The 25,757-nt window shown below is 45.6% G+C and carries 21 protein-coding genes; 2 read left to right on the top strand and 19 right to left on the bottom strand.

Going from position 1 to position 25,757, the window contains the following annotated elements; all coding sequences use genetic code 11:
• Positions 1–31: 31 nt before the first annotated feature.
• The 11 genes from OB236_RS03685 to OB236_RS03735 form a co-directional block, all read right to left on the bottom strand.
• Complete coding sequence (locus OB236_RS03685; protein WP_076229446.1) at positions 32–853, bottom strand: carbohydrate ABC transporter permease; 822 nt, start codon at positions 851–853, stop codon at positions 32–34.
• Between the two features lie 40 nt (positions 854–893).
• Positions 894–1,850, bottom strand: coding sequence for a carbohydrate ABC transporter permease (locus OB236_RS03690; protein WP_262682818.1), 957 nt, complete (start codon positions 1,848–1,850; stop codon positions 894–896).
• Between the two features lie 78 nt (positions 1,851–1,928).
• Positions 1,929–3,248 (bottom strand): extracellular solute-binding protein, encoded by a 1,320-nt coding sequence (locus OB236_RS03695; RefSeq protein ID WP_262682819.1) that lies wholly within the window; start codon positions 3,246–3,248, stop codon positions 1,929–1,931.
• Positions 3,249–3,435: 187 nt separating this feature from the next.
• Positions 3,436–4,974 (bottom strand): extracellular solute-binding protein, encoded by a 1,539-nt coding sequence (locus OB236_RS03700; protein ID WP_262682821.1) that lies wholly within the window; start codon positions 4,972–4,974, stop codon positions 3,436–3,438.
• 32 nt (positions 4,975–5,006) lie between these two features.
• Complete coding sequence (yiaK, locus tag OB236_RS03705) at positions 5,007–6,008, bottom strand: 3-dehydro-L-gulonate 2-dehydrogenase (RefSeq protein ID WP_262682823.1); 1,002 nt, start codon at positions 6,006–6,008, stop codon at positions 5,007–5,009.
• A gap of 40 nt (positions 6,009–6,048) precedes the next feature.
• Positions 6,049–7,800 (bottom strand): glycoside hydrolase family 2 protein, encoded by a 1,752-nt coding sequence (locus tag OB236_RS03710; RefSeq protein WP_262682825.1) that lies wholly within the window; start codon positions 7,798–7,800, stop codon positions 6,049–6,051.
• A 134-nt stretch (positions 7,801–7,934) separates the two neighbouring features.
• Positions 7,935–10,259 carry an AraC family transcriptional regulator gene (locus tag OB236_RS03715; RefSeq protein WP_262682827.1) on the bottom strand — a complete coding sequence of 775 codons (2,325 nt, stop codon included), beginning with the start codon at positions 10,257–10,259 and terminating at the stop codon, positions 7,935–7,937.
• 301 nt (positions 10,260–10,560) lie between these two features.
• A complete protein-coding gene (locus OB236_RS03720) occupies positions 10,561–12,120 on the bottom strand; it encodes an extracellular solute-binding protein (RefSeq protein WP_262682829.1) in 1,560 nt (519 codons plus the stop codon).
• 84 nt (positions 12,121–12,204) lie between these two features.
• Positions 12,205–13,341, bottom strand: coding sequence for an enolase C-terminal domain-like protein (locus OB236_RS03725; RefSeq protein WP_262682830.1), 1,137 nt, complete (start codon positions 13,339–13,341; stop codon positions 12,205–12,207).
• A 105-nt stretch (positions 13,342–13,446) separates the two neighbouring features.
• Positions 13,447–14,328 carry a carbohydrate ABC transporter permease gene (locus tag OB236_RS03730; protein WP_076229440.1) on the bottom strand — a complete coding sequence of 294 codons (882 nt, stop codon included), beginning with the start codon at positions 14,326–14,328 and terminating at the stop codon, positions 13,447–13,449.
• Between the two features lie 1,051 nt (positions 14,329–15,379).
• On the bottom strand, positions 15,380–16,333 hold the full coding sequence (locus tag OB236_RS03735; protein ID WP_262683070.1) for an ABC transporter permease: 954 nt from the start codon (positions 16,331–16,333) through the stop codon (positions 15,380–15,382).
• Positions 16,334–16,687: 354 nt separating this feature from the next.
• Between OB236_RS03735 and OB236_RS03740 the strand changes: the two genes are divergently transcribed.
• Both OB236_RS03740 and OB236_RS03745 read left to right on the top strand, forming a co-directional pair.
• Positions 16,688–17,446, top strand: a complete 759-nt coding sequence (locus OB236_RS03740; RefSeq protein ID WP_262682832.1) for a phytanoyl-CoA dioxygenase family protein — start codon at positions 16,688–16,690, stop codon at positions 17,444–17,446.
• 38 nt (positions 17,447–17,484) lie between these two features.
• On the top strand, positions 17,485–18,312 hold the full coding sequence (locus tag OB236_RS03745; protein ID WP_262682834.1) for a helix-turn-helix transcriptional regulator: 828 nt from the start codon (positions 17,485–17,487) through the stop codon (positions 18,310–18,312).
• A 295-nt stretch (positions 18,313–18,607) separates the two neighbouring features.
• Here the strand turns inward: OB236_RS03745 and OB236_RS03750 are convergent, their stop codons facing one another.
• From OB236_RS03750 to OB236_RS03785, 8 genes are all read right to left on the bottom strand, one after another.
• The gene (locus OB236_RS03750; protein ID WP_262682836.1) at positions 18,608–19,117 is read right to left on the bottom strand and encodes a VOC family protein; all 510 of its coding nucleotides are present in this window, start codon (positions 19,115–19,117) and stop codon (positions 18,608–18,610) included.
• Between the two features lie 18 nt (positions 19,118–19,135).
• The gene (locus tag OB236_RS03755) at positions 19,136–19,546 is read right to left on the bottom strand and encodes a VOC family protein (RefSeq protein ID WP_262682838.1); all 411 of its coding nucleotides are present in this window, start codon (positions 19,544–19,546) and stop codon (positions 19,136–19,138) included.
• A 138-nt stretch (positions 19,547–19,684) separates the two neighbouring features.
• Positions 19,685–20,524 (bottom strand): carbohydrate ABC transporter permease, encoded by an 840-nt coding sequence (locus tag OB236_RS03760; protein ID WP_262682840.1) that lies wholly within the window; start codon positions 20,522–20,524, stop codon positions 19,685–19,687.
• Between the two features lie 2 nt (positions 20,525–20,526).
• Positions 20,527–21,411: a carbohydrate ABC transporter permease gene (locus OB236_RS03765; protein WP_262682842.1), complete on the bottom strand. Its 885-nt coding sequence runs from the start codon at positions 21,409–21,411 to the stop codon at positions 20,527–20,529.
• A 71-nt stretch (positions 21,412–21,482) separates the two neighbouring features.
• Complete coding sequence (locus tag OB236_RS03770) at positions 21,483–22,748, bottom strand: ABC transporter substrate-binding protein (RefSeq protein ID WP_262682844.1); 1,266 nt, start codon at positions 22,746–22,748, stop codon at positions 21,483–21,485.
• A gap of 123 nt (positions 22,749–22,871) precedes the next feature.
• Positions 22,872–23,573 carry an SDR family NAD(P)-dependent oxidoreductase gene (locus OB236_RS03775; protein WP_262682845.1) on the bottom strand — a complete coding sequence of 234 codons (702 nt, stop codon included), beginning with the start codon at positions 23,571–23,573 and terminating at the stop codon, positions 22,872–22,874.
• Between the two features lie 196 nt (positions 23,574–23,769).
• The gene (locus OB236_RS03780) at positions 23,770–24,888 is read right to left on the bottom strand and encodes a LacI family DNA-binding transcriptional regulator (RefSeq protein WP_262683071.1); all 1,119 of its coding nucleotides are present in this window, start codon (positions 24,886–24,888) and stop codon (positions 23,770–23,772) included.
• Positions 24,889–24,988: 100 nt separating this feature from the next.
• Positions 24,989–25,615 (bottom strand): C40 family peptidase, encoded by a 627-nt coding sequence (locus OB236_RS03785; RefSeq protein ID WP_262682846.1) that lies wholly within the window; start codon positions 25,613–25,615, stop codon positions 24,989–24,991.
• Positions 25,616–25,757: the final 142 nt, after the last annotated feature.

The following is a 25,757-nucleotide window of genomic DNA, read 5'->3' on the forward strand; positions in this document are numbered from 1 at the left end:
TCGCACTTTAACAGGTTTGTTTCTCGCAGGATCAGCCCTTTACAGCGCCGGCGGATAACCCTTTGACTACCTTTTCCTGAGCAACAAAATAAGCGATCAGCAGCGGCAAGGAGCCGAGTGTGAGTGCAGCCATAATTCCCGGAATATTGACCGAAAATTCACCGTAAAAGGCGCGTAGTCCAAGCGGCAGCGTCATCTTGGCCGGTGTTGTTATAAGAATCAGACCGAATACGAACTCATTCCATATATGAATAAAATTATAAATTCCTATCGTTGCCAGAGCCGGAGACAGCAACGGGAGAATGATTTTCCAAAATAATTGGGGCTGGGTCGTTCCATCCATAATGGCCGCTTCATCGAGCTCTCGGGGAATCTCCCGAATAAACTGTGCCAAGATGATAATGGAGATCGGCAGACTAAAGGAGATGTAAGGACCTGCCAGCGCCCATAACGAATCGTACAAGCCGATTTCTTTGGTAAGGATATACACCGGAATGAGCGTAGTATGCACCGGAATCATCATACCGGCAAGAAACAAATAATAAATCGGACGGTTGAGCTTGAATCTCATACGAGAGAGTGGAAAGCTGACCATCGCTGACAACAGAATAACGGCGGCTACACAAAAAATCGAAATCATCAGGCTGTTCACAAAATAACGGTCGATCCCCAGTTTAAAAACAAGTCCATAGTTTTCAAGCACAAAGTTGGTCCATAAGGACGCGGGATTCTGAAAAAAATAAGTTTGTGTTTTCAATGAGGTCGCTATCATGTATACAAACGGATATCCGGTAAAGACCAGTAATACCAGTGCAATAAGATAAAGCCCTGCACGCTTTATCATGGAAAGCATTGTGATCATCCCCTTCTTTATGCTGTATTGTCCCCGATTATCAGGCTGTCTTATCGCGGGATCTGTCGGCCGCCAGGATGATGAGTGCAACCACAAATGCGATGGCGAACATCGTAAACGAAATGGAACTGGCATAACCCATGTTAAATTTGGAAAAGGCCTGCTTGTACATATAAGTTGCCATGAGCTCCGTACTACTGGACGGGCCGCCCGCGGTCATAACAAAAATCAGGTCGAAATATTTTAACGAGCCAATTACAGATAACACCGAGGATGTGATAATAGTCGGTTTAATCAAGGGAAGCGTAATGCTCCAAAACTTTTTCCAACCGCTGCATCCATCGATTTCAGCTGCTTCGTAAATTTCATCGGGAATTCCCGAAATCGCTGCACGAAATAAGATCATATAAAACGGCGTATATTGCCAGCAGATCGTCACGATTACCGCAATAAAAGCAGTCTTCGGGTCGCCCAGCCAGCCATTTTGCCACGAGCTAAGCCCGATAACCTCAAGCAGCTTGTTGACAATACCGAACATCGGATCATAAATGAATGTCCACAGAATTCCGACTGCCACGGTAGACATGAGCAGCGGCAGGAAATATACAGTACGAAATATACGCATGCCTCGAAGTGGGGCAAATAAAATGAGTGCCATGACAAGCCCAAGTGGAATCTGCGTTACCACAGAAGCGATAACCAGTAGCATATTATTAGAAATCGTCATCCAAAATACTTTATCCGATAACAATGTACTGTAATTATTTAGAGCTATAAACGTTTTTTCAGCCTGAATGCCGTTCCACTTAAATAGACTGTAATAAAACGTAGCAAAGATAGGATAGATTACATAGACGAGGTAAATAAGCAGTGTCGGGCCGATAAACCTTAGTAAAAACAGGTTGGTTCGAAGCTTGTTCTGTCTGCGGATCTGCTCGGTCGAAGTCGTGCCGCTCCCTGTCGGAGCAGAAGTCGCTGTAGGATTACTGCTGTTCATGGGAAGCTCCTTTCTCTTCTGGTGTGTTACCGGTAAGGGGAGGCATCCCTCCCCCTGATCAGTAATCAATTACCCGATTTATTTTTTCAGGACTTCTTTGGCTTTCGCTTCCATTTCTTTGGCTGCTGCAGCCGGGGTCATCGAATTACCAAATAAATTCTGGGTTGTATCTTTATGCAGCTCGGCAAGCTCAGCAGGCAAGGTTTGGTCGTAGAAGGTCTGCATGGAGGTTGCTTTGCTCAGCATATCATTGAGTTCTTTGGCAAAAGGATCGGAATAAGTAACTCCTTTAACTGCCGAGATTGTGCTCGCCTGATCCGCCATTTGCTGTGCAAGCTCCTTGGATGTCAAAGCTTTAACCAGCTCAATCGCTTCGGCAGGATATTTGGTCTTGGCAGCTACCGAGAATACAGGAGATACGCCCCCTACCAGATCGGTAACTTTACCTTTGCCGCCAGGTATTGCAGGGAATGGGAACATGCCTACTTTTTTCTCGAAATCAGGTGATTCCGCACGAATGTTATTAATGTAGGAAGACGTTTGCATTTCCATAGCCGCTTTACCTGTGTACATCAGCTGACGGGAATTTCCGGTGTCATACTGAATACCGTTAAAGCCGGGATTAAAAGCGCCGCGTTTAACCAAATCCTGAATCATCTCTCCGGCCTTCACATAAGTTTCGTCATCAAAGGTACGTCCCTTTCTTTCAAAGGCTTCGTTGAAGATTTCCGAGCCACCCAAACGGTTTGCAAAATACATCAGGTAGAATGCCGCAGGCCATTTGGTTTGGTTCGCTAGGGCGATAGGAATGATGTTCTCTTTCTTCAGCTTATCGATGATCGTAAGCAGTTCATCATAGGTTTGTGGTGGTTGTATATTGTATTTGGCGAAAATCTCTTTATTGTAATAAAAAGGAACGACGGACATGGCAAGTGGTGCACCATACACCTTTTTATCAAAGGTAGCTACATCCAGGCCAGCAGTCAAAAACGCATCGCTGCTGATTTTGCCAGTCAGGTCCAGCACTTGGTTAGCGCTTACAAATTGCTTCAACCAGCCGCCGCCCCAGGAGTGAAATACATCCGGTGGATTTCCGCCGCCCATTGCTACGGACAGCTTCGTCTTGTAAGGGTCATTAGGAATTTGAACCGCTTCGACGTCTACGTCAGGATGATCCTTCATAAATTTTTGGACGGCCGCTTCAATAAGCTCCTTCCGTTTGCCAGTGTCAATATACCAGAACGATAGCTTCTTTTTCTCACCAGCTTTAGCTGCAGGAGCTGGCTGGGTCGGTTTGGCATCTGGTGCTGCCGGTGCCGCAGGTGTTGTCCCACTCCCACTGCAGGCCGAGATGACAAACAATACACACACGCAAAGCATCGCAATCCACTTTTTCATTTGTATACCCCTTTCAATCTTGTAATTTGTTTACGCTTTCATAATATCATCGATCCTGATCATTAAATAAGGCACTCTGATATGCTAAAATGCCAATTTGATTGGAAATGTAAGCGTTATTAATTAAAAAGCAAAAAATCCCCTTCGTCGACAACTACCTTCGTTATCAATCGTAAGGGAATCCTATTTACTTGAGTGCCATCCGCTTGCTGTACTCGAGATTGATTTCATCGGTAATCCGGGTATAGGTCGGATCTTTCCTAAGCGTATCTACAAAGGTATCCCATTCCTGCATGGAAATTTTCCCGATGATAGCTTGTACCTTCGTATCGGCAATTTTCTTGTTGTAGTCGGCTCCTACTTTAAGCTCAGTTTGGGACACCAGACCAATCGCAGGGTCACCCGTAGATAACTTTGCTTTTTGTTCAGCAATTTTCATGTTGCGCTGGTATATTTCCTTGGGCATTCCTGCCGCGAACTGCCACAAATCCAGCACGGGCGTACTGAACATTTTACCCCATGTAGCCGTTCCTATGCTGTCTGCAAATGCTCTATCGTTAGCGATTTTCAGACCGTCAACCACCGTGTAATGCACACCCTTGATCCCGTAAAGCGTTAAATCCAATCCTTCACCACCGGAGCCATAATCAATAAATTTGAGGATGGCTTTCATCTTTTCCTCAGGTACGGTCTTGGGAATAGCCAATACACCGTTAAAGCCGGTAGTCTGCGTTACGAATGCTTTACCTCCTGCTTTGGGTGCCAAGGAAAGCATCGGGGTCCACTCGACCGACGGGTCTTTCTTCCATTGCTCCATCGTATATCTGAACAACGCTTCCGGTGTTTCCGAGGTCAATCCGGCTCTACCGCTTGTAGCGAGCTCCCAGAACTGATTTTCCTTCAGCACAGGGAAATCGTATGGGATCAGACCCTCGATATACAACTTGTTCAGGTAAACGAGTGTCTCTCTCATTTCCGGCTCCAATATCATATTGATCAGCTTGCCGTCCTGTTCCTTCCATTTACCAACGGTTCCCGTAAATACTTCTTCAACAACACGCCAATCCCGCATCGTATAACCAACCGTATTTTCTTTGCCGTCCGGCGCCAGGTCTTTAAAAGCCTTGAGCACGGTGTACAGCTCATCCATATGAGTTGGCATCTTGAGACCTAATTTATCCAGCCAATCCTTACGGATCGAGGCAAAACCACCCCCATTCAAGGGACGTCCTGCCGGAACTGCAAAGGATTTTCCATCAATCTGCGTATGGTTCCAAATCTTCGGGTCTAGTGTCATCAGGTTCGGATAATTTGTGATATAAGGTGTCAAGTCCCAGAACTCACCCTGCTTCACCAATTGAAGAAACAGGGGTGTCGTGATATTCGGGATTTTGATCAAATCGGCAATATCACCGGTAGCCAAAGCCACATTGACCCGATCCGCGTAATCGCCGCCAGGCACCCAGATTACTGTAAGCTTCGTATGGGTTCTTTTCTCAAATTCCTTCAGTACCGGATTATCCGGAGATGGAGGCTGAGCTATCGTGTAGTCCGCCATGATTTTGATATCGGACGGATTGCCAGAGGCTTGGGACTCTTCACTGACATGGACTGCAGGAGCTTCTGATGACGGAATGGAGCAAGCAGCAAAGAAAGACAAGGCAACCCATGTGGATACTAGGTACAGGGGCCGTTTATGGAGTATCGTCGTTTCACTGAATTTCATTGTGAATTCCTCCCATAAGATGAACGCAGAACTTATAAACGGGTGACCTGCTGCCAAATGGAAGGCTCCACCGGGATTCCATGCTCCAAATTATACTGCCGTCTGACAAGTGTATCCTCACCGGGGTATCGAACCGTACTGTCCTCTTCAAGTGGCGCAGCTCCTTGTAAATCAAGAATCGCCTCATGAATCCGTTCGTTAATGTAGTCAAGGTTAGGAAATGCACCGATATCAAAAGCCATAAATACTTGCGATACGCTATGCTCAACGGGCAGCTTGCCAATCTCATGAGTGGATTGACCATCCGCAAGCATTGCAGCCATCAGATCGAGCACAAGCGCTAAGCCCGAGCCTTTCCAAAAGCCGATAGGCAGCGGTCTTCCCGACTTCAGGATAGCGGATGGATCTTTGGTCAGGTTACCAGCCGTATCATACCCGCCATCAACAGGAAGCTGCGATCCAAGCAGCTTCTTCGTATTCAGCTGTCCATAGGAGAATTGGGAAATCGCCATGTCCAATACGATAGCTCCTTCTGCCCGTGGCACTGCAAATACAATCGGATTGTTGCCAAGCTTTCTTTCGGTGGAGCCCCACGGGGGCAGATTGGGCATCGTGTTGGTCCAGCAAATCCCTGCACAGCCTGCTTCTACAGCCTGCCAGCCATAGCTTCCGCCACGCATCCAATGATTCGTATTCCTGAGAGCCACACAACCAATGCCATGCTGCTTGGCCAGAGCAATCGCCCTGTCCATGCACAATCTGGCATTGAGATTGCCCGGTCCGAGATGTCCATCCCACCTCTCCATAGCCCCGAAGCTATGGATGCATTCCGGTACAGCATCGATATCGATATAACCCTTGTCCATATATTCGATGAAAGATGGAAATCGATTCAGCCCATGTGAGTACACCCCATCGAGACTGGCCTCGGCAAACAGCGCTGCACACTGCTGTGCCCGTTCTTCAGTGAAGCCCTTGCCAAGCAGCACGCGTACAAATTGATCCATCATCTCGGAAAAAGGAACTCTCAGCATGATCCAAAAACCACCTTTTCATCTGTATATATGTTTCCGCTTATTTGCCTTCATTAATTTGTTTTATAAGTTCCAATGCTACCTTCGGTTTACGATCATAGGTCAGCAATCCGTTAATTTCCTGCTCGACATCGGTCAGCTGCGTATAACAAAAGCCTTGTACGACCGGCGATTGCAGCAAGGGCTCCGTAACCGATTTATAGCGTTCGATAAAATCCTCATCGCTTTGAGCTGCTGAATAGCCCCAGCCTTCCCAATCACTTTTCTTGAATGATATGCCGCCATATTCCGACACATGAATCGGAGCGCCCTCATAAGGATAGTCAGGCACATGAATCCAACGGTTGGCTGGCTTTGCCTGAACTGCATTTTCGACGGTACGGTATCTTTCTACGAGCACTTCCCGGCTGCTTTCGTAATCATGTATCGTACAAATATCGGATTTAATATGCTCCCAGCCATCGTTAGAAATAACAAGTCGGGTGTCATCCAAGGACTTGGTTAAATGATACAGACCCAGCGCGTGCTGCTGCTGGAACTTGTCCACCAAAATATTCGGTACGCCCCAGCTTTCATTCAATGGCACCCAAGCCACAATGCAGGGATGATTGTAATCACGTTCGATAGCCTCTTGCCATTCCGAGGTGATGCGACGCACATAATTTTCCGAATATGCCGCGGCATTCGCCATCTCTCCCCATACGAGCAGTCCCAAACGGTCACACCAATACAAGTAACGTGGGTCCTCGATCTTCTGATGCTTGCGTGCTCCGTTGAAGCCCATTGCTTTGGTCAATTCAACATCCTGTTTGATCGCGTCATCCGTTGGTGGCGTCATAATACCGTCCGGGAAATAACCTTGATCGAGCACAAGCTTCATATAATAAAAACGGTTATTCAGGCATACCTTGCCGTCCTCGATAGCTATTTTGCGCATTCCAAAGTAGCTGTTTACGTGATCAATAACTTGATCGCCATCAAGCAAGAGGAATTGGATATCATATAAATTCGGTTTCTCTGGCGACCACCAGCGACCTCTTCCATGATCGTTAAAATCGTGCAATCCAACACGTCGCATCAGCTCCGACTCTGTGACTTTAACGATCTCTTCGGCTACCGGAGCTCCCTTAAAGGATATAATTGTCTTCAACCAAAGATTATCGCTTAGTCGTCCTTCAATAAATGCCCTGATTTTAATCTCGTTCGAATCGATGTAAGGGGTAAGCTTTACCTTGCTCAGATACGTCTCGGCTACAGGCTCTAACCAAACAGTTTGCCAAATGCCTGTAGTCCGGGTATACCAAATACTTGCCGATTCCTCCTCCCAATATTGTTTGCCTTTGGGAAGAGTCTGATCCTGGCTGTAGTCTTGAGCCTTCACGACGATTGTGTTCTCATTACCCTGCAGATGTTCGGTAATATCTACTGAAAAAGGGGTATGCCCACCTTCATGAACCTTCACCAACTGGCCGTTTACCCAGATCCACGACATATAATCAACAGCACCAAAATGCAATACGATCCTTTTGCCGACAAAGGCGGCGGGTACAGTGAAGGCTTTACGATACCAGACCGTATCATGAAAACCCGTATCTCCGATGCCGCTCAAGCTGCTTTGAAAGCAAAAAGGAACTTGAATCCTTTGACTAAAATCGTGCGATACATTCCATTTTTCAAGGTTCCCTACCTGATGGTCATCAAATTCAAATTCCCATTCCCCATTTAAATTAAGCCACTCAGACCGCTCAAATTGTGGACGTGGATAGTCTTGTCTATACGGCTGCACCGTCATATTTATCACCCTTATTCTATATTGTTAATACACAATGTACATTGCAATACTACAATATAAGTGTGGAAATGTAAACCATTGGACAACATCCTTTTTTTCAACCTTTCCTCTTCATAGCTGAACAGGTCTCACGGCTACCCCTGCGCATGCTTTTCCCGATATTGTCTTGGTGTCAAACCTTCGCTTTTTTTGAACATACGAATGAGGTAAGAGGGCTGATAATGCAGCAGCTCTGCGATTTCATTGATTTTCATATCGGTCTTGCACAGCAGCTCCTTACACTTTTCAATACGCAAACGAATAATCGTGTCGATAAAGTTCGTGCCGTGGATTTGTCTGAAGGCTTTACTCAGCTTGGAGGAGCTCATCTGCAATTGGTCTGCATACATCTCCAGAGAGACATCCATCAGGATTTCCTCTTTAATCTGCACGAGCAGCTTATCGATCACCTCCCGCAAATTACCGTCATAGGTCATAGACAATGTTTTGATAAAAGGGTGGATCAGCTTGTACTGGAACCAGTCTACGATCTGATCCGGCTCGGATAACAGCATCAGCTGCTCATACAGATGAACCCCCTCATACAAAGCATACATATTCACATCATGCTTGATAATCGTGTCATGCAGGGTGCCCAGCAGCTTCATCATCCCTTGATGGACCATCAATTCGGTACTGTTATCCCCTTGCAGCTCCTGTATAAACAGTCGAATTAAACGTACTGCTTCCTCCTCCAGACCAAGGCTGACGGCATGTACGATTTCTCTTTCCAGCTCGGAGGGGAAATGCTTCGCACTGTTAGGCTCTATCATAAATTGATTCATATCAAGCATTTGATTGGACGTATGAAGATCCCGGAAGCGCAGCGCTTTACGCGTCTGCTCCAGTACATTCGGCATATCCACCAGCGAATCGGATATTTTACTCGTGACAATCGTCACCTTCATTCGCAGCACATTATTAACCGCCGCGATATAATCATGGGCAAGCTTGTTGAGTACAGCCTTGATTTCCTCATTCGTAATGCTGCGATTCAGAACAAAAAACACACCGACAGATAAATCCTGAAAATTAATTACATGTACCATGTTCAGCTTCTCAGAGCACAGCTCCAATATAATGTTGGAGGCGGCGAACGTAATCAGCTGCGAATCCCGTTCAGAAAATTTACCACCCAGTTCGGATATCCCATGCAGCTGCGCCACCATAACCGCAAATCTTTTATCCTCTGCATCCCAATCCAGCTGCTTCATCTTGTCAATGAGCTCCGATTCTGTATGCGTATACAAATTACCCTGCAAAAATTGCAGCAGGAAGCTCTCTCTTAAGGTTGGTATGGATTCCTTGATCTGCATCGCAAGGGTCTGCTGCTCCACCAGCTGCTGATTCCATTGATTCTCAATGTAGGTGACCTCATCCTTTTCATCCGATCTGGTAGGCTTGGACGATTCGAACAAGCTTTTCAAGCGATAAATCGGATCGTAAATTTTGTTGGAGGCGAACCACGATAGCAGCAAGCCGACCGTCAGGCCGAATAGGCTAATCCAAAGAATTAATCTCGACAGCGAAGTGACCGGAGCAATGATTTGCGACATCGGGGTTGCCGAGACAAACGTCCATTTGCCGCCAAGCTTGGATATTTCCCCGTAGGATACGGTGTAGCTTTGACCTTGCCAGTCAAATTTAAAGGTATGATCGCGAAGATCCTCCTGGGCGATCCGGCTTCTTACCGCATCCTCAAGCGTGAGTTCTTCCTTGGAAAGTTCATTAGTGTGGGGAGTAGTTAAATAATCACCGTTCTCATTAATTAGGAAAGCAACGCCTTCTCCGGAAGCCAATTTTTGCACCATCGTATTTAATTTAGCCTGATCCAAATAAAGGATGAATGCCCCGTAGGAATCATACATTTGACCACCAGGAAGCTTGACCACAATAGCCTTGTACAGGGTGTCGGAATAACCCGGTTTTCTTAACGAATAGTTCCAATAGATGGTACGCTCTTTTTCCAATAAGGATCTTAATAGCTTCCTGTCATCCTCCGACTGAACGGATTGAAATCCAAATTCATCTCCAATAAGCTTATTGGCATCGCGTAAATATAAGCTCACTCCACCAATCAAGGAATTCGATTCCCTCATCAATGTAAACGATCTCATTAATTCATTCGTCTTTTGAAATTCCATAATAAAATCCATCTGCTTAAGCGACTCATCCATACTTCGATCAAAAGCAAGTCGCACCACCGTATGCTCCAAATTGGATAAATAATCCTCCATGTGCTGAATCGACTGGCTCAGCTGATTCTGATGGGCCTTATTCACTTCCATTCCAATACGATCCGTTCCGATATAGTAAAGAATAACACTGATTAATGCAATGGGGATGCATGTGATCAGCAGGACAATACTTAAATTTTTCCAATAGATTGACCCTTTATGTTTGCCCTTTGGCCTGCTCATCGGGACATTTCACATCCTTTAGTTGATGGGGCCCAATCGCCGCGCACCGATCACTGCTTTTGCAATTAATTGCGTATGTATAATATACATTGTATATTTTGTATATGAAATAATCAACAAAAGGTTATACGAATTCAAGAGCGCTGACAACGCAAAAAAGCTGCTGCATCCGATCAGATACAGCAGCTTCCATTAAGCGTCCCCATCCATCCCAATTGCACAATGACCACTCACCGTTGCTGCTACCAACTAAGAGGCAAGGGGTCGCCCTTACCTCTGCACAAATGAACTCGTACTCAGCTTATTTTTGAGCCAACCGATTTTTGTACTCTGCATTGATTTCTTCCGTAATTTTGGTGTAGTTGGGATCTTTCTTAAGGCTGTCTACGTATTTATCCCAGTCATCCAATGAAATTTTGCCAATAATCGTTTGTGTCTTCATATCAGCAATTTTTTTCGTATAGTCTGCCCCCATTTTAAGCTCTGTGTCGGAAACTAAACCAATAGCCGGGTCAGGCGTGGAAATTTTCGCTTTTTCTTCAGCCAGCTTCATGTTGCGTTGATATACCTCTTTGGGCATTCCGGCTGCATACTGCCACAGATCAAGTACAGGTGTACTGAACATTTTACCCCATGAAGCGGTTCCCACACTGTCGGCTACAGCCTTATCATTCGCAATCTTTTGGCCGTCAACAATGGAGTAGTGAACATCCTTGATGCCATAAAGGGTCAAATCCAGGCCCTCGCCGCCCGAGCCATAATCCACGAATTTCAAAATCGCCTTCATTTTTTCTTCAGGTACGGTTTTGGGAATCGCCAACACGCCATTAAAGCCTGTTGCTTGCGGTACATAAGCTTTGCCTCCGGCTTTTGGAGCCAGTGAAAGCATCGGTGTCCATTCGACCTTCGGGTCCTTCTTCCATTGATCCATTGTGTATCTGAATAAGGCCTCCGGCGTTTCCGATGTCAGCCCCGCTCTGCCGCTTGTAGCCAGCTCCCAATACTGATTTTCCTTCAGCACAGGGAAGTCCTGCGGAATTAAACCTTCCTTGTACAATTTACTCACATAAATCAGAGCTTCCTTCATCTCCGGCTCCAGTGTCATATTGACGAGCTTGCCATCCTTTTCCTTCCATTTGCCAACAGTTCCTGTGAATACCTCTTCAAATACACCGGAGCCGCCGCGCATAGTAAATCCGGTCGTGTCCTTTTTACCGTCAGGTGCGTTGTCCTTAAAGGCCTTCAAAACGGTATACAGCTCATCCAGATTTGTCGGCATTTTCAAGCCCAATTTGTCCAGCCAATCCTTACGAATCGAGAAGAAGCCACCGCCGTTCAATGGACGTCCCGCAGGAACTGCAAACGATTTTCCATCGATCTTGGTGTTATTCCATATTTTCGGATCTATGGCCATCAGGTTTGGATAGTTTTTGATATAAGGTGTCAAATCCCAGAATGCTCCTTGTTTGACCATTTGTCGGAACAACGGGGTTGTAATGTTCGGAATTTTAATCAGATCGGCAATATCGCCAGCAGCCAGCGCCACGTTCACGCGATCCGCATAATCACCACCCGGTACCCAGGTAACCGTCAGCTTCGTATTCGTTCTTTTTTCAAATTCCTTCTGCACCTGATTGTCTGGCGATGGAGGCTGCGCTATCGTGTAATCCGCCATCACTTTGATTTCCGTAGGCTTGGCCGGAGCTTTGGGCTCCTCCTTACCGGCAGCTGCCGGCGCAGACGCAGGCGCAGTTGAAGGTGCTGGTGACGAGCAAGCTGCGGCAAATGAAGAACATACGACCATCATGGATACAAATAACAGAGTCCGTTTTTTAAGTAACTTGGTTGTTGTTAATTTCACTGCAAATCATCCCCTTAAAATAGTTTGGCTTCCTGGTTTTATCTGATGTGGATAACTCACTTGCTCCAATTCGGGAGCTTGAGTTTACACTGCCCAACCGCCGTCACGTAGCTTGCTTTCATAAAGGTCAGTATCGATGTGCAAGCCGAAGCCCGGTGTAGAAGGTACAGAGATTTTACCGTCTTGAATAGTGTAGCCAGATGTATCGATACCCGGAATTTGCGCTTCATCCCATTCCACGAACATAAAACCCTCGATGGCTGGATATACCTGTGCCGAAGCAAAGTTTCCATAGAAGCCGCCATAGTTATGCGGGGCTGCTTTCACGCCGCTTGCAGCCAGTCGCTTCGCCAGCTTCAACCAATTGATTATGCCGTAATCCTTCAAATCGTATTGGATGGCATCGATCAAGCCTTGCTCCGCCCATTCCACAATCGGTCCCGCCGCCAAACCTTCACCGTCGGTGATCATGACGTTGATCTCCTCCTTAGCCAACCATGCCTTCAAATCACGGTACAGCCGATCATCCTCGTGGAACGCTTCCTCCATCCACAGCAGGTTGGCATGCGCCGTTTCTTTCAGAACATGCTTCGTCAAATTCAGGTTATAGCCGTTATTCGCATCGATTGAAATGTTGCATGCCGGGCCGACAACCTCGCGGATGCCGTTTACAATCGCGATATCCCGCTTCGTGCCTTCCATCAAGTCCATGTGCATCGCACCACGGCCGACCTTGATTTTAAAGCCGCGAAATCCTTCGTTATAGCCCTGCATCGCTTCCTCCTGCAGCAGCTTCACCGCATCTGCCTCAGAGCTTAGATGCAGATCATCAAAATACAAGGACGTATCATAGCAAGCAACGCTCAAGGGTGTCGATTGGCCACTCAGCAGCTGATACACCGGAATGCCTCTTACGTTCGCTAACCAGTCAAACAGCGGGAATTGGATGCTTTGAAAACGGTCCTTGATCCATTGATCCTCACAAAAGATTTCGCCTATCGGTGTCCCGATAAACGCTGCTGCTGCCTCACGGGAAACACGGGACCAGCTATACCCCGCGATGCCGCCAATCGTGATACGTACCAAGGGAAAGCTGACCTCTTTACCATGTACCCCCAGTCTTGCATTGCAACCCGCCGTTCTGCGGCGTTCACCTTTCATGAGTACCTGCTCGATTGACTCAATACGCCATGTGCTGTCCAAATCGGAAAAATTTTTCATTTTCATTTGCTCCTCTGCCATTTGTATTTATATGATTTTTGGTGTGCCGGATCGAGGTGAGCCCTGCTGCCGATGCGGGATTAAGCAACGACGAGCCAGCTGCACTTAACCTTTGACAGAACCTAACATAACACCCTTCGTAAAATGCTTTTGCAAAAACGGATATACCATCAGAATCGGCAAGGTTGAGATGACGACAGCAGCCATTTTGATCGTTTGCGTAGGCAGCTGCTTGTCTGATGACATTTCCACGGCTGACGCCCCACCCATCGCGGTATCGGAATCGATCAGCATGTTGCGCAGTACAATTTGCAGCGGTACCTTCGTAAAATCATTAATGTACAACACCGCACTGAAGAAGGTGTTCCAATAAGCAACTGCGTAAAATAAACCAAATGCGGCAAGCGATGCAGCAGAAAGCGGCAAAATGATCTTGAAAAAAATGCTCAGGTCGTTACAGCCGTCAATCATGGCGGCTTCCTCCAGCTCTACTGGAATACTGTCGAAGAAGCTCTTCATCAAGATGACATACCAGCCGCTGGTCAATACCGGAATAATGAGCGCCCATACACTGTTGATCAGACCCAAATCACGCACTAGCAAATACAGTGGGATAATCCCGGGATTAAACAGGATCGTGAACATGACCATGAACATCATCAGCTTTCGGCCTCTCAGCCTCTTGCGGGAAAGGCCGAATGAAAAGGCCGAGGTCACCATCAGGCTGAGCAGCGTACCCACCGTTGCCAGAAAAGCGCTGACACCCGTTGCCCGAATAAAAGCAGATGTGGACATTAAGTATTCATAGGAGCCCAGGCTCCACTTGCTCGGAAATAACACAAAACCGTATTTATCGATATACTCCCGTGGCTCTGTGAAGGAAACCACGAAAACGTAATACAAGGGGAACAACGTAATGATGCCGATGATGACCAGCAGCACAAGGTTTGCCATACTGAACAGGCGGTCGCCTAAGCTTTCTCTCATGAGGGGTGGCTCCTTTTTAAAATAAGATGGGTCGGGATGCGGGACAAAGAACAAAGGGATAAAATGCGGTGAATCGGTTGTCGCTGCGCGTCCGAAGTGTTCCTCCGAGCGGATGCTTACGAAGCAAGTTTGCCGAGGCAAACTCTCAGCTGTTGTTCCCGGATTTTATTATTGTATAAGGGATCTATCGGTGAAAATCCGGGAACAAAGGCACCGCTCCGCTATCTCCAGAACACCACGGACGCTCCGCTGCGTATTCACCGCATTTTGCGGCCCTCTAGGCCGCAGGGCGCAAGGCGCAGCTTATTTTATAAATATCGCTGAAGTTAAAGGGCATTTATTCAATGGATTAGCATTGAATATTGATTAGAGCAACGCCATTATGCGTTATTTGCATCATATCCGCATTAAGAGAGTACTCTTCTGCTGCATTTTCTAAGCGCGCGCGCTCTTGTAACGATGAAGAACATCGTTACAAGTTCAAGAAATGCCACTTAGTCTTGCGGTACGATGAAAAACACCGTAACAGGGCAATATAAAGGTCTAAATCCGCTGAATGTCCGTTGTAGCGATGAAAAACATCGTTACAAGCGCTCCTTGCGGTTTGTACTCCTTATAACGATGTTTTTCATCGTTATGGAACCGATCTGAGGTAGCAAGGGAAGCCGAATGTGATATTGAGCGATATAGGGGGCAGAAAAGGTGTACATCATCATCATTTTTTTGCAAATGACAGCTTCACTACCAGCAAAGCTGTTAAACGCTGATTATGATTCAGCGCATTCATCCCTTAGCAAGATACATTACGCTGGGCGAATGTATCTCTCCCTCTACTCCCTCCTTGTTTGGAGCGTGTTCAAAATGAACAGCGGAGGAGAAGGGGTGTGCTGTAGGAGCGTAGCGTTCGCCTTTGAAATCGTGAATATACCGCTGAATATAATAACCATTCACGATTTCAACAGCGACCGGAGGCATACCCCTTCTCCATAGCGATCAACATTTTGAATATACTCTTTTTTGAACACACTCTTTTTGAACACGCTCCAACGCTTTAATATACTCCTTCTTCACCAAACCGCTTGGCCAGCCAGTTGGCACAAACAACAAGCGTCAAGCCAATTACCGATTTGAATAGTCCAACAGCAGTGGTATAGCTGAATTGACCTTGCTGGATACCGTTACGGTACACATAGGTTTCAAAAACATCAGCAACATTTGCTACCGCTCCATTCGCCATCAGGAACACCTGCTCAAAGCCAACATCCATAATATGACCCAAGCGGAGAATCAACAAAATTATAATGACGTTGCGAATGCCCGGCAGGGTCACATGCCACATTTGCCGAATCCGGTTGGCCCCGTCGATCTTGGCTGCTTCATACAGCTGCGAATCGATACCTGTGATCGCTGCGAGGAAAATGATCGTCCCCCAGCCGGTATCCTTCCATATATTTTGTCCGGTCAATAGTCCCCAGAACAAGTTCTCACTGGTCAAGAAAGCAATTTTCGAAAGCCCCATGTATTCCAGCATCAGATTGATAATGCCGTTCGTCTGCGATAAGAGCAGGAACGTAATCCCCGCAATGATGACCCACGAGAGAAAGTGCGGCAGGTACACCACAGACTGAATCAACCGCTTAAAATATTTGTTGCTCACTTCATTCATGCAAAGGGATAACACAATGGGCAAGGGAAAGAAGAAGACTAGACTCAGGAGACTTATCATCATCGTGTTGCGAAAGAGCAAGTAGAAGCTTGGGTTCGTGAAAAAGCGGATGAAATGCTCGACACCGACCCAAGCGCTTTTGAATATTCCCATATAAGGGGAATAATCCTGAAAGGCGATGATGATGCCCCACATGGGGTAGTATTTGAAAACAAGAAAATACAGTACGCCTGGCAAAACCAGAAGATATAAATACTTATCTCTTTTCAGTTCGGCCCATAGCGAGGCTTTGCTTTTACTTTTGGAAAGCGATTGTGAGATTGACTTTGTCGCTTGCATATCCATGAAGCCTTCCTCCTTAAAGTGTTCTTTGGTGTGAATCGATTAGCTTATGCCCTTACTTTAGGATAGAGCTTGCCGAACGTGCAATAATAACAAATTATTACTATGCCTCTGAAAAATTTCCGGCTATAGTCTTTTTTTGAAATCACGCAGAGACTGGAGTTAAAGCTGTTAAATTGGGCACTCTGAGCAATTATCTTTTTTACAAATATCAATTACAGACACAAAATATTAGTTGCAAGCATTTTGTTTTATCCCCCTGTACCTTACACTTGGAGTATAACAAAACAGATATCGCAGCCCTTTCAGGAGAGGCGATTCGGTTTTGAACTTCAAAGGAGGGCATTACTTATGACTGTTCAAGTTCAATTCGAAAGGACCACTCCCCTTACCGAAGAGCAAATTGCACAATACAAGGAGGATGGATTTATTATCATCAAAGGGGGCTGCTCTGACGATTTGATCCACACCTTCAATGCTCATATTCATGCTATCCGCTCATCGGATGAGATGCCGGACTGGGCCAAGCCCAAAAAGGGCAAAGAGTTCATCGATGATAATGACCGCTTCTCCGTTCGGTTATTTAACCCACACCTCCATGATGGATTTTCACTTCAGATGATGAAGCTGCCCATCGTTCGCGGGTCACTGGCGCAGCTGCTCGGAGACGAGGCCACAGGCGTTCAAAGTATGTATTTTTATAAGGAACCGAATTCCCCCGGGCAAGCGGCACATCAGGATTATTATTATATTCGCAATGAGCCGAATAGTTTGACAGCAACGTGGATCGCGATGGAACAGGTCAATGAAGAAAATGGATGTCTATGGGTCATACCGGGATCACATAAGCTGGGGGTTCTCTCCCATGGAGCCGTCAAAAATTTGCAGGAGCACGAGGCGTGGACTGACGAGGTTGAGGACGTTGATTTAAGTAAAGAAATTCCGGTCATCATGGACCAGGGGGATATCCTTATTTTTGACAGTTTGCTTATCCACTCCTCTACCCGCAATCGCTCGAATCGTTGGAGGCGTTCTTACGTGTGCCACTATATCCGGCATGATTCCAAGATTGAAAGAGAGGATTTAAAACGTAAAATATCTCTTGTATAATAGGAGGTAAATACGCTTTTACGAGGGCAGGGATCGGGATGATCGAACAATCAGGGACGGAAGCGACTCCGTCCTTTACTGTTATTAAAACTTATGGTGGCAGTGTAGTTTATGGTCCCGGCGGGGCGTATGGTCCACGTATTCAGCAGGATTTGCAGCTCGTACTGCTGCATTCAGGCGCCATGACCGTGGAAATCGACAAAGTCAAACATCAGGTCCCCCCTGGACATGTGGTGCTTCTTAAACCCGGACATATGGAGAACTTCGTGTTCGCGGATAAACGGGAAACCTGGCATCGCTGGATCGCTGTTTCAGTTGAGCCTCTGGACGGGATGGTGATCAACTTCCTGGATTCCCTCCCTCTCTTCATTCCTTTATCCGAAAAGATGAATCAGCTAACAGACATTATACGATCCCTGCAAAGCGATGGTGTGCAGCAAGACGAGGAAATAATCCGAACATTGGGACGAGCAGCGATATTATTATATTTGGCAGAATGCAGCCAAGGGAATATCAATGACAGAAAGCATCCTTCCGTACTGATTGCCAAGGAGGAAATTCATAAGCGATATGCTGAGGATTTGACACTAAGCAGCCTATCGAAGGTTACTAAACATACACCAGAGCATCTGATTCGTTTATTCCGACGTGATGAAGATATGACGCCCATCCAATATTTATGGAACTACCGTGTCAAGCAGGGAATTGACTTGCTGCGCAGCACAGGCCTGCAGATTGGAGCCGTTGCTGAACAGGTAGGCTTCAAAACCTCCTACCATTTTGCCCGAACGATCAAACGACACTCTGGAAAAACACCAAGTGAAATTCGAAGAGAAAGCTATAATCATGTGATCCCACCTGGTTAACCTTTTATAGCCCCGGCAGCAAGCCCACTGACAAAATATTTTCGACCAACGACACTTAACAGAATGATTGTTATTTGTGTAGAGTATTTGATTGGGAAGCTGACCGAAGAGTATCATACCCAGATGAAGCAAGCGGAGACCCATCTTAGGGATTATAGTTCAAGAAAGCAACCGGTGTACCCCCGGGTCAATACCGAAAGCTGTACCTCTAAAGATTGGACGGCCTTCCCTCCATGTAACAGAATCAAGGCCGTTCACAGTCACAATGGACTGGAGAACGGCCTTGGTTCGTTTGTTAGTTCTTATCGATTTCCTTAAACTCGATCGTTGCCCCTAATTTGGCTACGGAATCAAAGTAAGCGTAACGCTCCTTACCTTTTTCCTGCTTATGGAAGGCAGGCATTCCCTTGCTCTCCATTAGCTCAATATGCTCCTCAAAGCCATCAATATGAAATGTCATAAAATGGATGCCAGGACCGTGCTTTTCTCTAAATTCCGTCCATGGACTAAGCTCATCATAAGGCTCAATCAATTCCAGATAAATCGGTTCCAATGGAATAATAGCCGTCCGGCACCGTGCATTCCGATATTCCCCCCTGTACCATACAAAAGGGGTATTGCCGCCCTCTGGTGTAGCAGCAGTTACTGGTGCCTGAGATAACTCTGAATCGGTTGGTCTTGGCCTGGGTGCTCTCATCTTGGTCGGGTCAAGCTTGAACAATTCCACATAATACTGGAACGCTTCCTCCAGATTGTCCACGACGACACCCAGCTTGATGATTCGGTTGTTCGATATTTGTTCCAAGTCAGACACTCCCTTTATTTAGGATTTGGCTTGCGGTGATTCAGGATCAAGCTGCATAAACTCAATACGGTTTCCATCCGGGTCTCTAACCCAGCACTGCCAGTTCAAATCCGCCGCCATCTTGGGCTCCACATCCAAAGTCACTCCTTTGCTCTTCAAATGGTTGGCGATTTCTTGAATGTCGTTGACCTCCAGGCACAGATGGTTATAGCCTTTCGTAACTTTGGTGTCGTTGTCGACTCCCTGCTTGCCGTTATAAAAAAGCTCGATGAATTGTAAATTAAAGACCTTTAGATAAACGATCCACGGCTCGTTTTTATCGTTTTTTAATTCGAAGCATTTTTTAAACCCAAGCACGTCGCAATAAAATTGCAATGATTTGTCCATATCGATTACGTTGTAGGCTGTATGGCCGATTCCTTTATACATGTGAATAACCTCCGCTTTTTTGAGTTCGATTGTTTGATTACAGGTTAAAGCTATGGATGGTGCTCTGTTATTAAGTGACAAGGTATTCCTTTGGACGACTTATACGGCGCTCACCTCCAGCAATAATAAACAGATGACTCAGCCTTTTACCGAGCCGTCGGAAAGTCCTTGTACAAAGTACTTGCTGCACAACAGGAAAATGATCAGCACAGGTACAGAAACCAACACGGAGGCGCCCATCATAGCCCCCCAATCCACTACGAATTCTCCGCTAAAATGAGTAATGCCTATAGGCAGGGTTCGCACAGTATCGGAATTCGTTAAATTTAATGCGAACAGGAACTCCTCCCATATATGCAAGAAAGCATACACGCTTACAGCGATAAGTCCGGGTGATGAAACAGGCAGAATGATCCGAAATAAGGCACCAATCGTGGTTGTGCCATCGATTTTAGCTGCTTCCTCAAGCTCCCTCGGTACGGTCTTGAAAAACGAAGTGAGCATGATCACCGACATCGGGATCGTCAAGGCAACATTGGCAATGATCAGGCCGAAAAAGGAGTCAATTATTCCGATTTTCGAGAAAGTCATATAGATCGGCATAATAATGACAACACCTGGCATCATTTGACCATACAGCAATCCGGAAGAAAGTTTCTTCGATCCTCTGAACTTGAATCTGCTGAATCCGTAGCCCGCCAGAATGGCAATCACTAACGTGATTAAGGTTGCGCTGCAGGTTACCACGATGCTGTTCAGGAATGCCCTGGGAATTCCGCTTTCAAACAACACCTTGTGATAGTTCGTTAAAGTAGGCTGCTGTACCGTAATCCGTGGTGGAATCGTGAAATTTTCGTTCATCGGCTTGATCGATGTGATAAACATCCATATGGCCGGGAACAATCCGAACAGCATAAGCCCAATCAGGAACAGGTAACTTAGGATGGATCTACCCAAAGGACGGTGTTCACGCTTCATGATCAGCCATCCTCCCCCTTCATAAATAGCCTCATATACACAAAGCTTAAAACGGCTGTAATGATAAATAAAATTGTACTGGCTGCAGCAGCAACACCAAAATTGTAATTTTGAAAGCCTGCTTTATAAATAAACAGGGAAAGAATTTCTGTTTGATGAGCCGGGCCACCCTCTGTCAGCACGTATACGAAGGTAAACGCATTCATCGTCCAGATGGTGAGCAGCAGGATGACGGACATACATGTGGAGGAAATATGCGGGATAGTCACCGTTGTGAATTCCCTCCATCCGGTTGCCCCATCGACTCTGGCCGCATCCTTCAATTCCTTTGGAACCGATTGCAAAGCGGCCTCAACCATAATCATGACCAGCGGATACATCTTCCACACATTGACCAGAATTGCGGAAAACAATGCGGTATGCTCATCGGATACCCAGTTGATGCTGGTAGACAGGATACCAAGCGATTTCAATATATAATTGATAATGCCAAAATCCGCATGGTACAACCATTTCCAAACATTCACGCTAATAATGCTAGGGATCACCCATGGGACCATCAGCACGATGCGAATCAACGTTTTCCATCTGATAAAATCCTGATTAATCACAACGGCTGCAGCAAACCCAATTAAAAACTGAAAGACTACACTGCCAATCGTCCATAAAAACGTAACATAGAGCGATAGAAGAAACTCCGGATTTTTAAACAGCTCTACATACTGCGCAATACCGACGAATTTCCAGCTGTCCGAGTAGATATCACTTTTATTAAAGCTTAATACGATCGTATAAAGCAGAGGAAAGATCATGATAAGAGCAATAATCAGTATGGCAGGAAAAACGAACATCGGACCCGGACTACGAATATTTTTCAAAGCTTGCACTTGGTTTACCTCCTTACATCCATCACTCTGGATGAATCGACCGTAGCGGAACAGTTACAATTCGATAACTATTATTTTTTTGCCAGCAGATCATCGATTTCCTTGGATGCATTTTTCATCGCTTCCTCGGGTGTGATTTTACCGGAAAGGGAGCTCTGGATTTGATTAAATACACTTTGTTTAATTTGGGTCAACTCTGGAATTTGCGGCAGAGGCTGTGCAAAGGCAAGTGCGTCAACAAAAGCTTTGGTTTGCGGGTCCTGATACTTCGGATCTTTGGCAGCCGATTTTCTTGCTGAGAAGGTAATGCTGTACTTGGTAGATATTTCAGGCGTTGAAAGAAAATTAATGAATTTCCACGCAGCCTCGGGATTTTTGCTCGAATTGGTAATGGACGTACCCCAACCGCTAAGAATCGTTTTACGGGTTTGATTGGCAGGAACCATCCCGATTCCCAAGTCAATATTCGCATTGGCTTGTTTAATCGGCGCTACATCATAAGCTCCCGACATATACATCCCGATTTTGCCGCTGGAGAACAAGTTGCGGTTCGCAATATTATCGTTTTGCAAAATGCTGTTCGGTGTTACCTTATGTTTGGTGGACAGCTCCACATAAAGCTTGGCCATCTCAACGGCTGCAGGCTCATTCAGCATCGATTTGGTATTGTCAGCATTAAGAATACTGCCACCATTGGATTGGATCATGTTAAATAATTGAGTTGTTAAATTTCCGAAATTAGTCCCGACCAGGCCAATGCCGAATACGTCTCCTTTCGTTATTTTCTGTGCATCCTCAAGCACCTGCTTCCAGTTTTCCGGTGCCTTGGCAGCATCTATGCCTGCATCTGCAAATAATTTTTTGTTATACAAAAGACCATGTGTTTCGGCACGATAGGGAAGCGTATAAATTTTATCCTTCACTTTGGCCGATTGGATCGAGCCGTCAAAAAAGTCGGTTAAATCCACTTTATCGGTTTGAATATAACTATCCAACGCTTGAAGTCCGCCTATCGTTGCAAACGGAGTCACCCAATCCAGGTTGATATTAATGATATCCGGTCCGTTTTTCTGTTTGAGAGCAATCAAATATTTATCAGACATGCCGTTATCAGGGTTATACTGAGCATTGATTTTGATGTTCGGATTTTTGCTTTCAAATTCTTTGATGACGCCGGGGGTAATGGCTTCATTCCAGGCTGCATCCCAGAAAGTCAATTCTACCTTCTTGTCAGCGCTTACACCATTGGCAGCATTATTATCCCCGCATCCGGCCAGAAGCGATCCTAACATACCGATGGCAGCCCCCGTCACACTTAGCTTCTTCAGATTCAACATTGTGGTTTCCCCCTTAGTTTGGTACATAAGTTTTCAAGCAGTACCTGTGGTACTCTTCAAAAATAGACTCCTATTTGATGCCAACCCTTATGCAAATCACTCCTTCCCATGCTTGCCACCTAATTAAAGCGGCATTGGTTTGCCCAGGTGATTAATGAAAGCTATTTTACTTGTAACCGTAATCTTTTTTTCGATGATATTATAAATTCCTTCGGCTGCAGCTGCCGGCTCGCTTGGTGCCTCTTCTCCACCCATATCCGTCTTCATCCAACCCGGATGCACGGCATACACGGTTATTCCTTGATCCTGAACGTAATGCCGCAGCCTCTCCGAGAACATGTTCAATGCAGTCTTGGACATACTGTAAGGATAGTTCGTACTGAATGCATTAATAATGGTGCCTGCTTCCGAGGAAATATTCATTATTACCGGTTCGGTGCCTGCACTGATGAGTGGCAGCATATGTTTGACCACCCGCATCGGCCCAAACGTGTTGATTTCAAAGCTGTGGCGAAGGAGATCAAAATCGAGCTCTTCGATAGTTTTTTCTCTTTCCAGCATAACGGCCGCATTATTAATAATGGCATCCAGAGAGTTTGTCGTTTTGTGGATCTCGCTGCATGCCTTCCTCACCGAATCTTCATCAGCGACATCGATTTCAATCAAATGGACCCGATTCGGATATTGATCATGCAACGAACCCAGCATCGCAAAGGAATCCGCTGATCTTACACCTGCGTAAATAGCATATCCTCTCTGCAGCCCCTCCACCGCCAAGCAATACCCTAATCCCCGATTGGCTCCTGTAATAAAAATAGTTTTCATGGCTAGCTCCCATCTCTTATTTTTTTGGACGCGCGTTTATTTGTGATTAAAAAAAACGACTAATATTGGTGCTATTCCTTGTCTCTATGATGCGAAAATGTTCTTGTAAACGGATATTCTCGGGATTTATCCCTCTCATTACCCATGCCTTGTGAAAGCGCGTTTATATATGAATGTAAAAGAATGAAGCTGTTCCTTACTCTTCAACTCTTTTACAGGATTCTCTTTCGACCAATTCCAAATCCAGGGTTACTTTTATCGACTCGTTGGCAACACCATTTTCTACAGCCTCAATCACACTTGTAGTAATCCCGGATATAAACTCCTTAAAGTTAGAACGAAACGTGGTTAACGCAGGTTTGTAATAAGCGCTCAGCTTCTGATCATTGATTCCAATAATGGAAATATCGTCGGGAACCTTTAATTGATGATCATTAGCGGCACGAATCGCACCAAAGGCAATACTGTCATTTGCTGCAAATATCGCTGTCGGTAAATCGGTTGAATTTCTAATCAAATTGTCCATCGCCTCATAGCCGCCGGATTCGTATTGACCGTGCATGATCCAATGCTTCTTAACCTCCAGGCCGTGATGCTGCATGCGATTCATAAAGCCTTTGAACTTGAAGCTGGCGGAGGCTCTGCTCATTGTACTATTGATAATCCCGATTTTGGTATGATTTAAACGGACCAAATAATCCACAGCTTGCATAGCGGCCCCTTCATTATCCAGGTTATATACAATTCGGTTAGGCTCACTGCGTCCTGGTAGAACCTGATCTAATATTCCTACGATAAACCCTCCGGCGATCAGCTCCTCAACGATAGGCTCATGATTTTCCGCTCCTATAAATATTCCACCGGCAATACGCTCCTGATAAAATACTTCTTTGACATTTTTCATGTTATCTGCTGTACTCAAGTCCCGAATTATATAGGCAAGTACATTATATCCAAGAATGGAAGCGTTCTCGATTATGCCTGTAATCAACAAATTGGCGGAAGAATCTTCGCTAAAGTGAGATTGATCGATAAAGAATAAACCTAATGTTTTGGTCTTTTTGCCAGCCAGAATTTGCGCCGATATATTGGGAAAATAATTATATTGCTCGATGACCCTCATGACCTTTTCCCTTGTTTTGGCCGGGACATTAGGGTAATTATTGATAACTCTGCTTACTGTACTTCTGGACACACCTGCAATTTCAGCGATTTCCTTGCTTTTAATATCCAAGTTTCTCAAAATGCCATCAGCCATTCCTGTTTTTTGTGGACGCGCGTTTATTCTTGGATTCAACTTATCATATCGATTCATCTCTGTCAATGGGGAACCGCTTTCGTATTTGCGGATTTGGGTGCAGCCCATTTACAGCAAAAAGGGCAGACGAATAATCGTATTCGACCTGCCCTCGTATTCAATTGATGAGACGGCGTGCGCCCCAATAGTGCTCATCATAATAAGGTGTACCAAATAAAGTGCTGATTTTCACTTCACGGGTGCCCATAGTTCCCGCCTGAAGAACCTGATTATTGCCAAGATAAATTGCAACGTGGGAAACGCCGCTCGTATAGGTGCCCTGTAAAAATACAAGATCGCCTTTACGAAGATCACCTTTATCTACAGGTGTTCCCATTTGACTCTGCAATGAAGAAGAATGAAGAAGGTCAAAACCGTTTTCATTAAACGCATATTGAACAAAACCGGAGCAATCAAATGCCACATACGGGGTATCGCCGCCAAACACATAGGGGGTTCCAAGCTGCTTCATCCCTGTCGCAATGATAGCATCCGCTTGGGCTTCCCAGCCTTTTGCTTGCGATCCTGGTAGATTTATAGAAACACCGGCATGCACATTTTGTGGATCGATCTGCGGATTAGCAGCGATAAGGTCGGAAACATTAACATTTAACTTTTGTGATATGCTCCAGAACGTGTCGGAATCTGTAGCAAGGTACGGATTTGTTGATGCCGCGGAAGCTGAAGCTATACCGCCAAATAAAAGACTCCCGGCCAGTACAGTTGAAATGACAAACCTTTTCATGCAATTCCTCCTAAAATTTATTCCTGTCACATACAAAGTCTATCAAACTATAGTAATAGAAAGTATGTGTAAATTATGGAAACCAAACAACGCACAACAAAAAACCGCCAGCACACCACGACTGCTGCTCCCCTATTGTGTT

This window comes from Paenibacillus baimaensis, assembly GCF_025567575.1.

Bases quoted from the DNA above. Each gene is read 5' to 3' on its own strand.
- OB236_RS03685 (WP_076229446.1), bottom strand. From the start codon at position 853: ATGCTTTCCATGATAAAGCGTGCAGGGCTTTATCTTATTGCACTGGTA.
- OB236_RS03690 (WP_262682818.1), bottom strand. From the start codon at position 1,850: ATGAACAGCAGTAATCCTACAGCGACTTCTGCTCCGACAGGGAGCGGC.
- OB236_RS03695 (WP_262682819.1), bottom strand. From the start codon at position 3,248: ATGAAAAAGTGGATTGCGATGCTTTGCGTGTGTGTATTGTTTGTCATC.
- OB236_RS03700 (WP_262682821.1), bottom strand. From the start codon at position 4,974: ATGAAATTCAGTGAAACGACGATACTCCATAAACGGCCCCTGTACCTA.
- yiaK (WP_262682823.1), bottom strand. From the start codon at position 6,008: ATGCTGAGAGTTCCTTTTTCCGAGATGATGGATCAATTTGTACGCGTG.
- OB236_RS03710 (WP_262682825.1), bottom strand. From the start codon at position 7,800: ATGACGGTGCAGCCGTATAGACAAGACTATCCACGTCCACAATTTGAG.
- OB236_RS03715 (WP_262682827.1), bottom strand. From the start codon at position 10,259: ATGAGCAGGCCAAAGGGCAAACATAAAGGGTCAATCTATTGGAAAAAT.
- OB236_RS03725 (WP_262682830.1), bottom strand. From the start codon at position 13,341: ATGAAAAATTTTTCCGATTTGGACAGCACATGGCGTATTGAGTCAATC.
- OB236_RS03730 (WP_076229440.1), bottom strand. From the start codon at position 14,328: ATGAGAGAAAGCTTAGGCGACCGCCTGTTCAGTATGGCAAACCTTGTG.
- OB236_RS03735 (WP_262683070.1), bottom strand. From the start codon at position 16,333: ATGCAAGCGACAAAGTCAATCTCACAATCGCTTTCCAAAAGTAAAAGC.
- OB236_RS03740 (WP_262682832.1), top strand. From the start codon at position 16,688: ATGACTGTTCAAGTTCAATTCGAAAGGACCACTCCCCTTACCGAAGAG.
- OB236_RS03745 (WP_262682834.1), top strand. From the start codon at position 17,485: ATGATCGAACAATCAGGGACGGAAGCGACTCCGTCCTTTACTGTTATT.
- OB236_RS03755 (WP_262682838.1), bottom strand. From the start codon at position 19,546: ATGTATAAAGGAATCGGCCATACAGCCTACAACGTAATCGATATGGAC.
- OB236_RS03760 (WP_262682840.1), bottom strand. From the start codon at position 20,524: ATGAAGCGTGAACACCGTCCTTTGGGTAGATCCATCCTAAGTTACCTG.
- OB236_RS03770 (WP_262682844.1), bottom strand. From the start codon at position 22,748: ATGTTGAATCTGAAGAAGCTAAGTGTGACGGGGGCTGCCATCGGTATG.
- OB236_RS03775 (WP_262682845.1), bottom strand. From the start codon at position 23,573: ATGAAAACTATTTTTATTACAGGAGCCAATCGGGGATTAGGGTATTGC.
- OB236_RS03780 (WP_262683071.1), bottom strand. From the start codon at position 24,888: ATGAATCGATATGATAAGTTGAATCCAAGAATAAACGCGCGTCCACAA.
- OB236_RS03785 (WP_262682846.1), bottom strand. From the start codon at position 25,615: ATGAAAAGGTTTGTCATTTCAACTGTACTGGCCGGGAGTCTTTTATTT.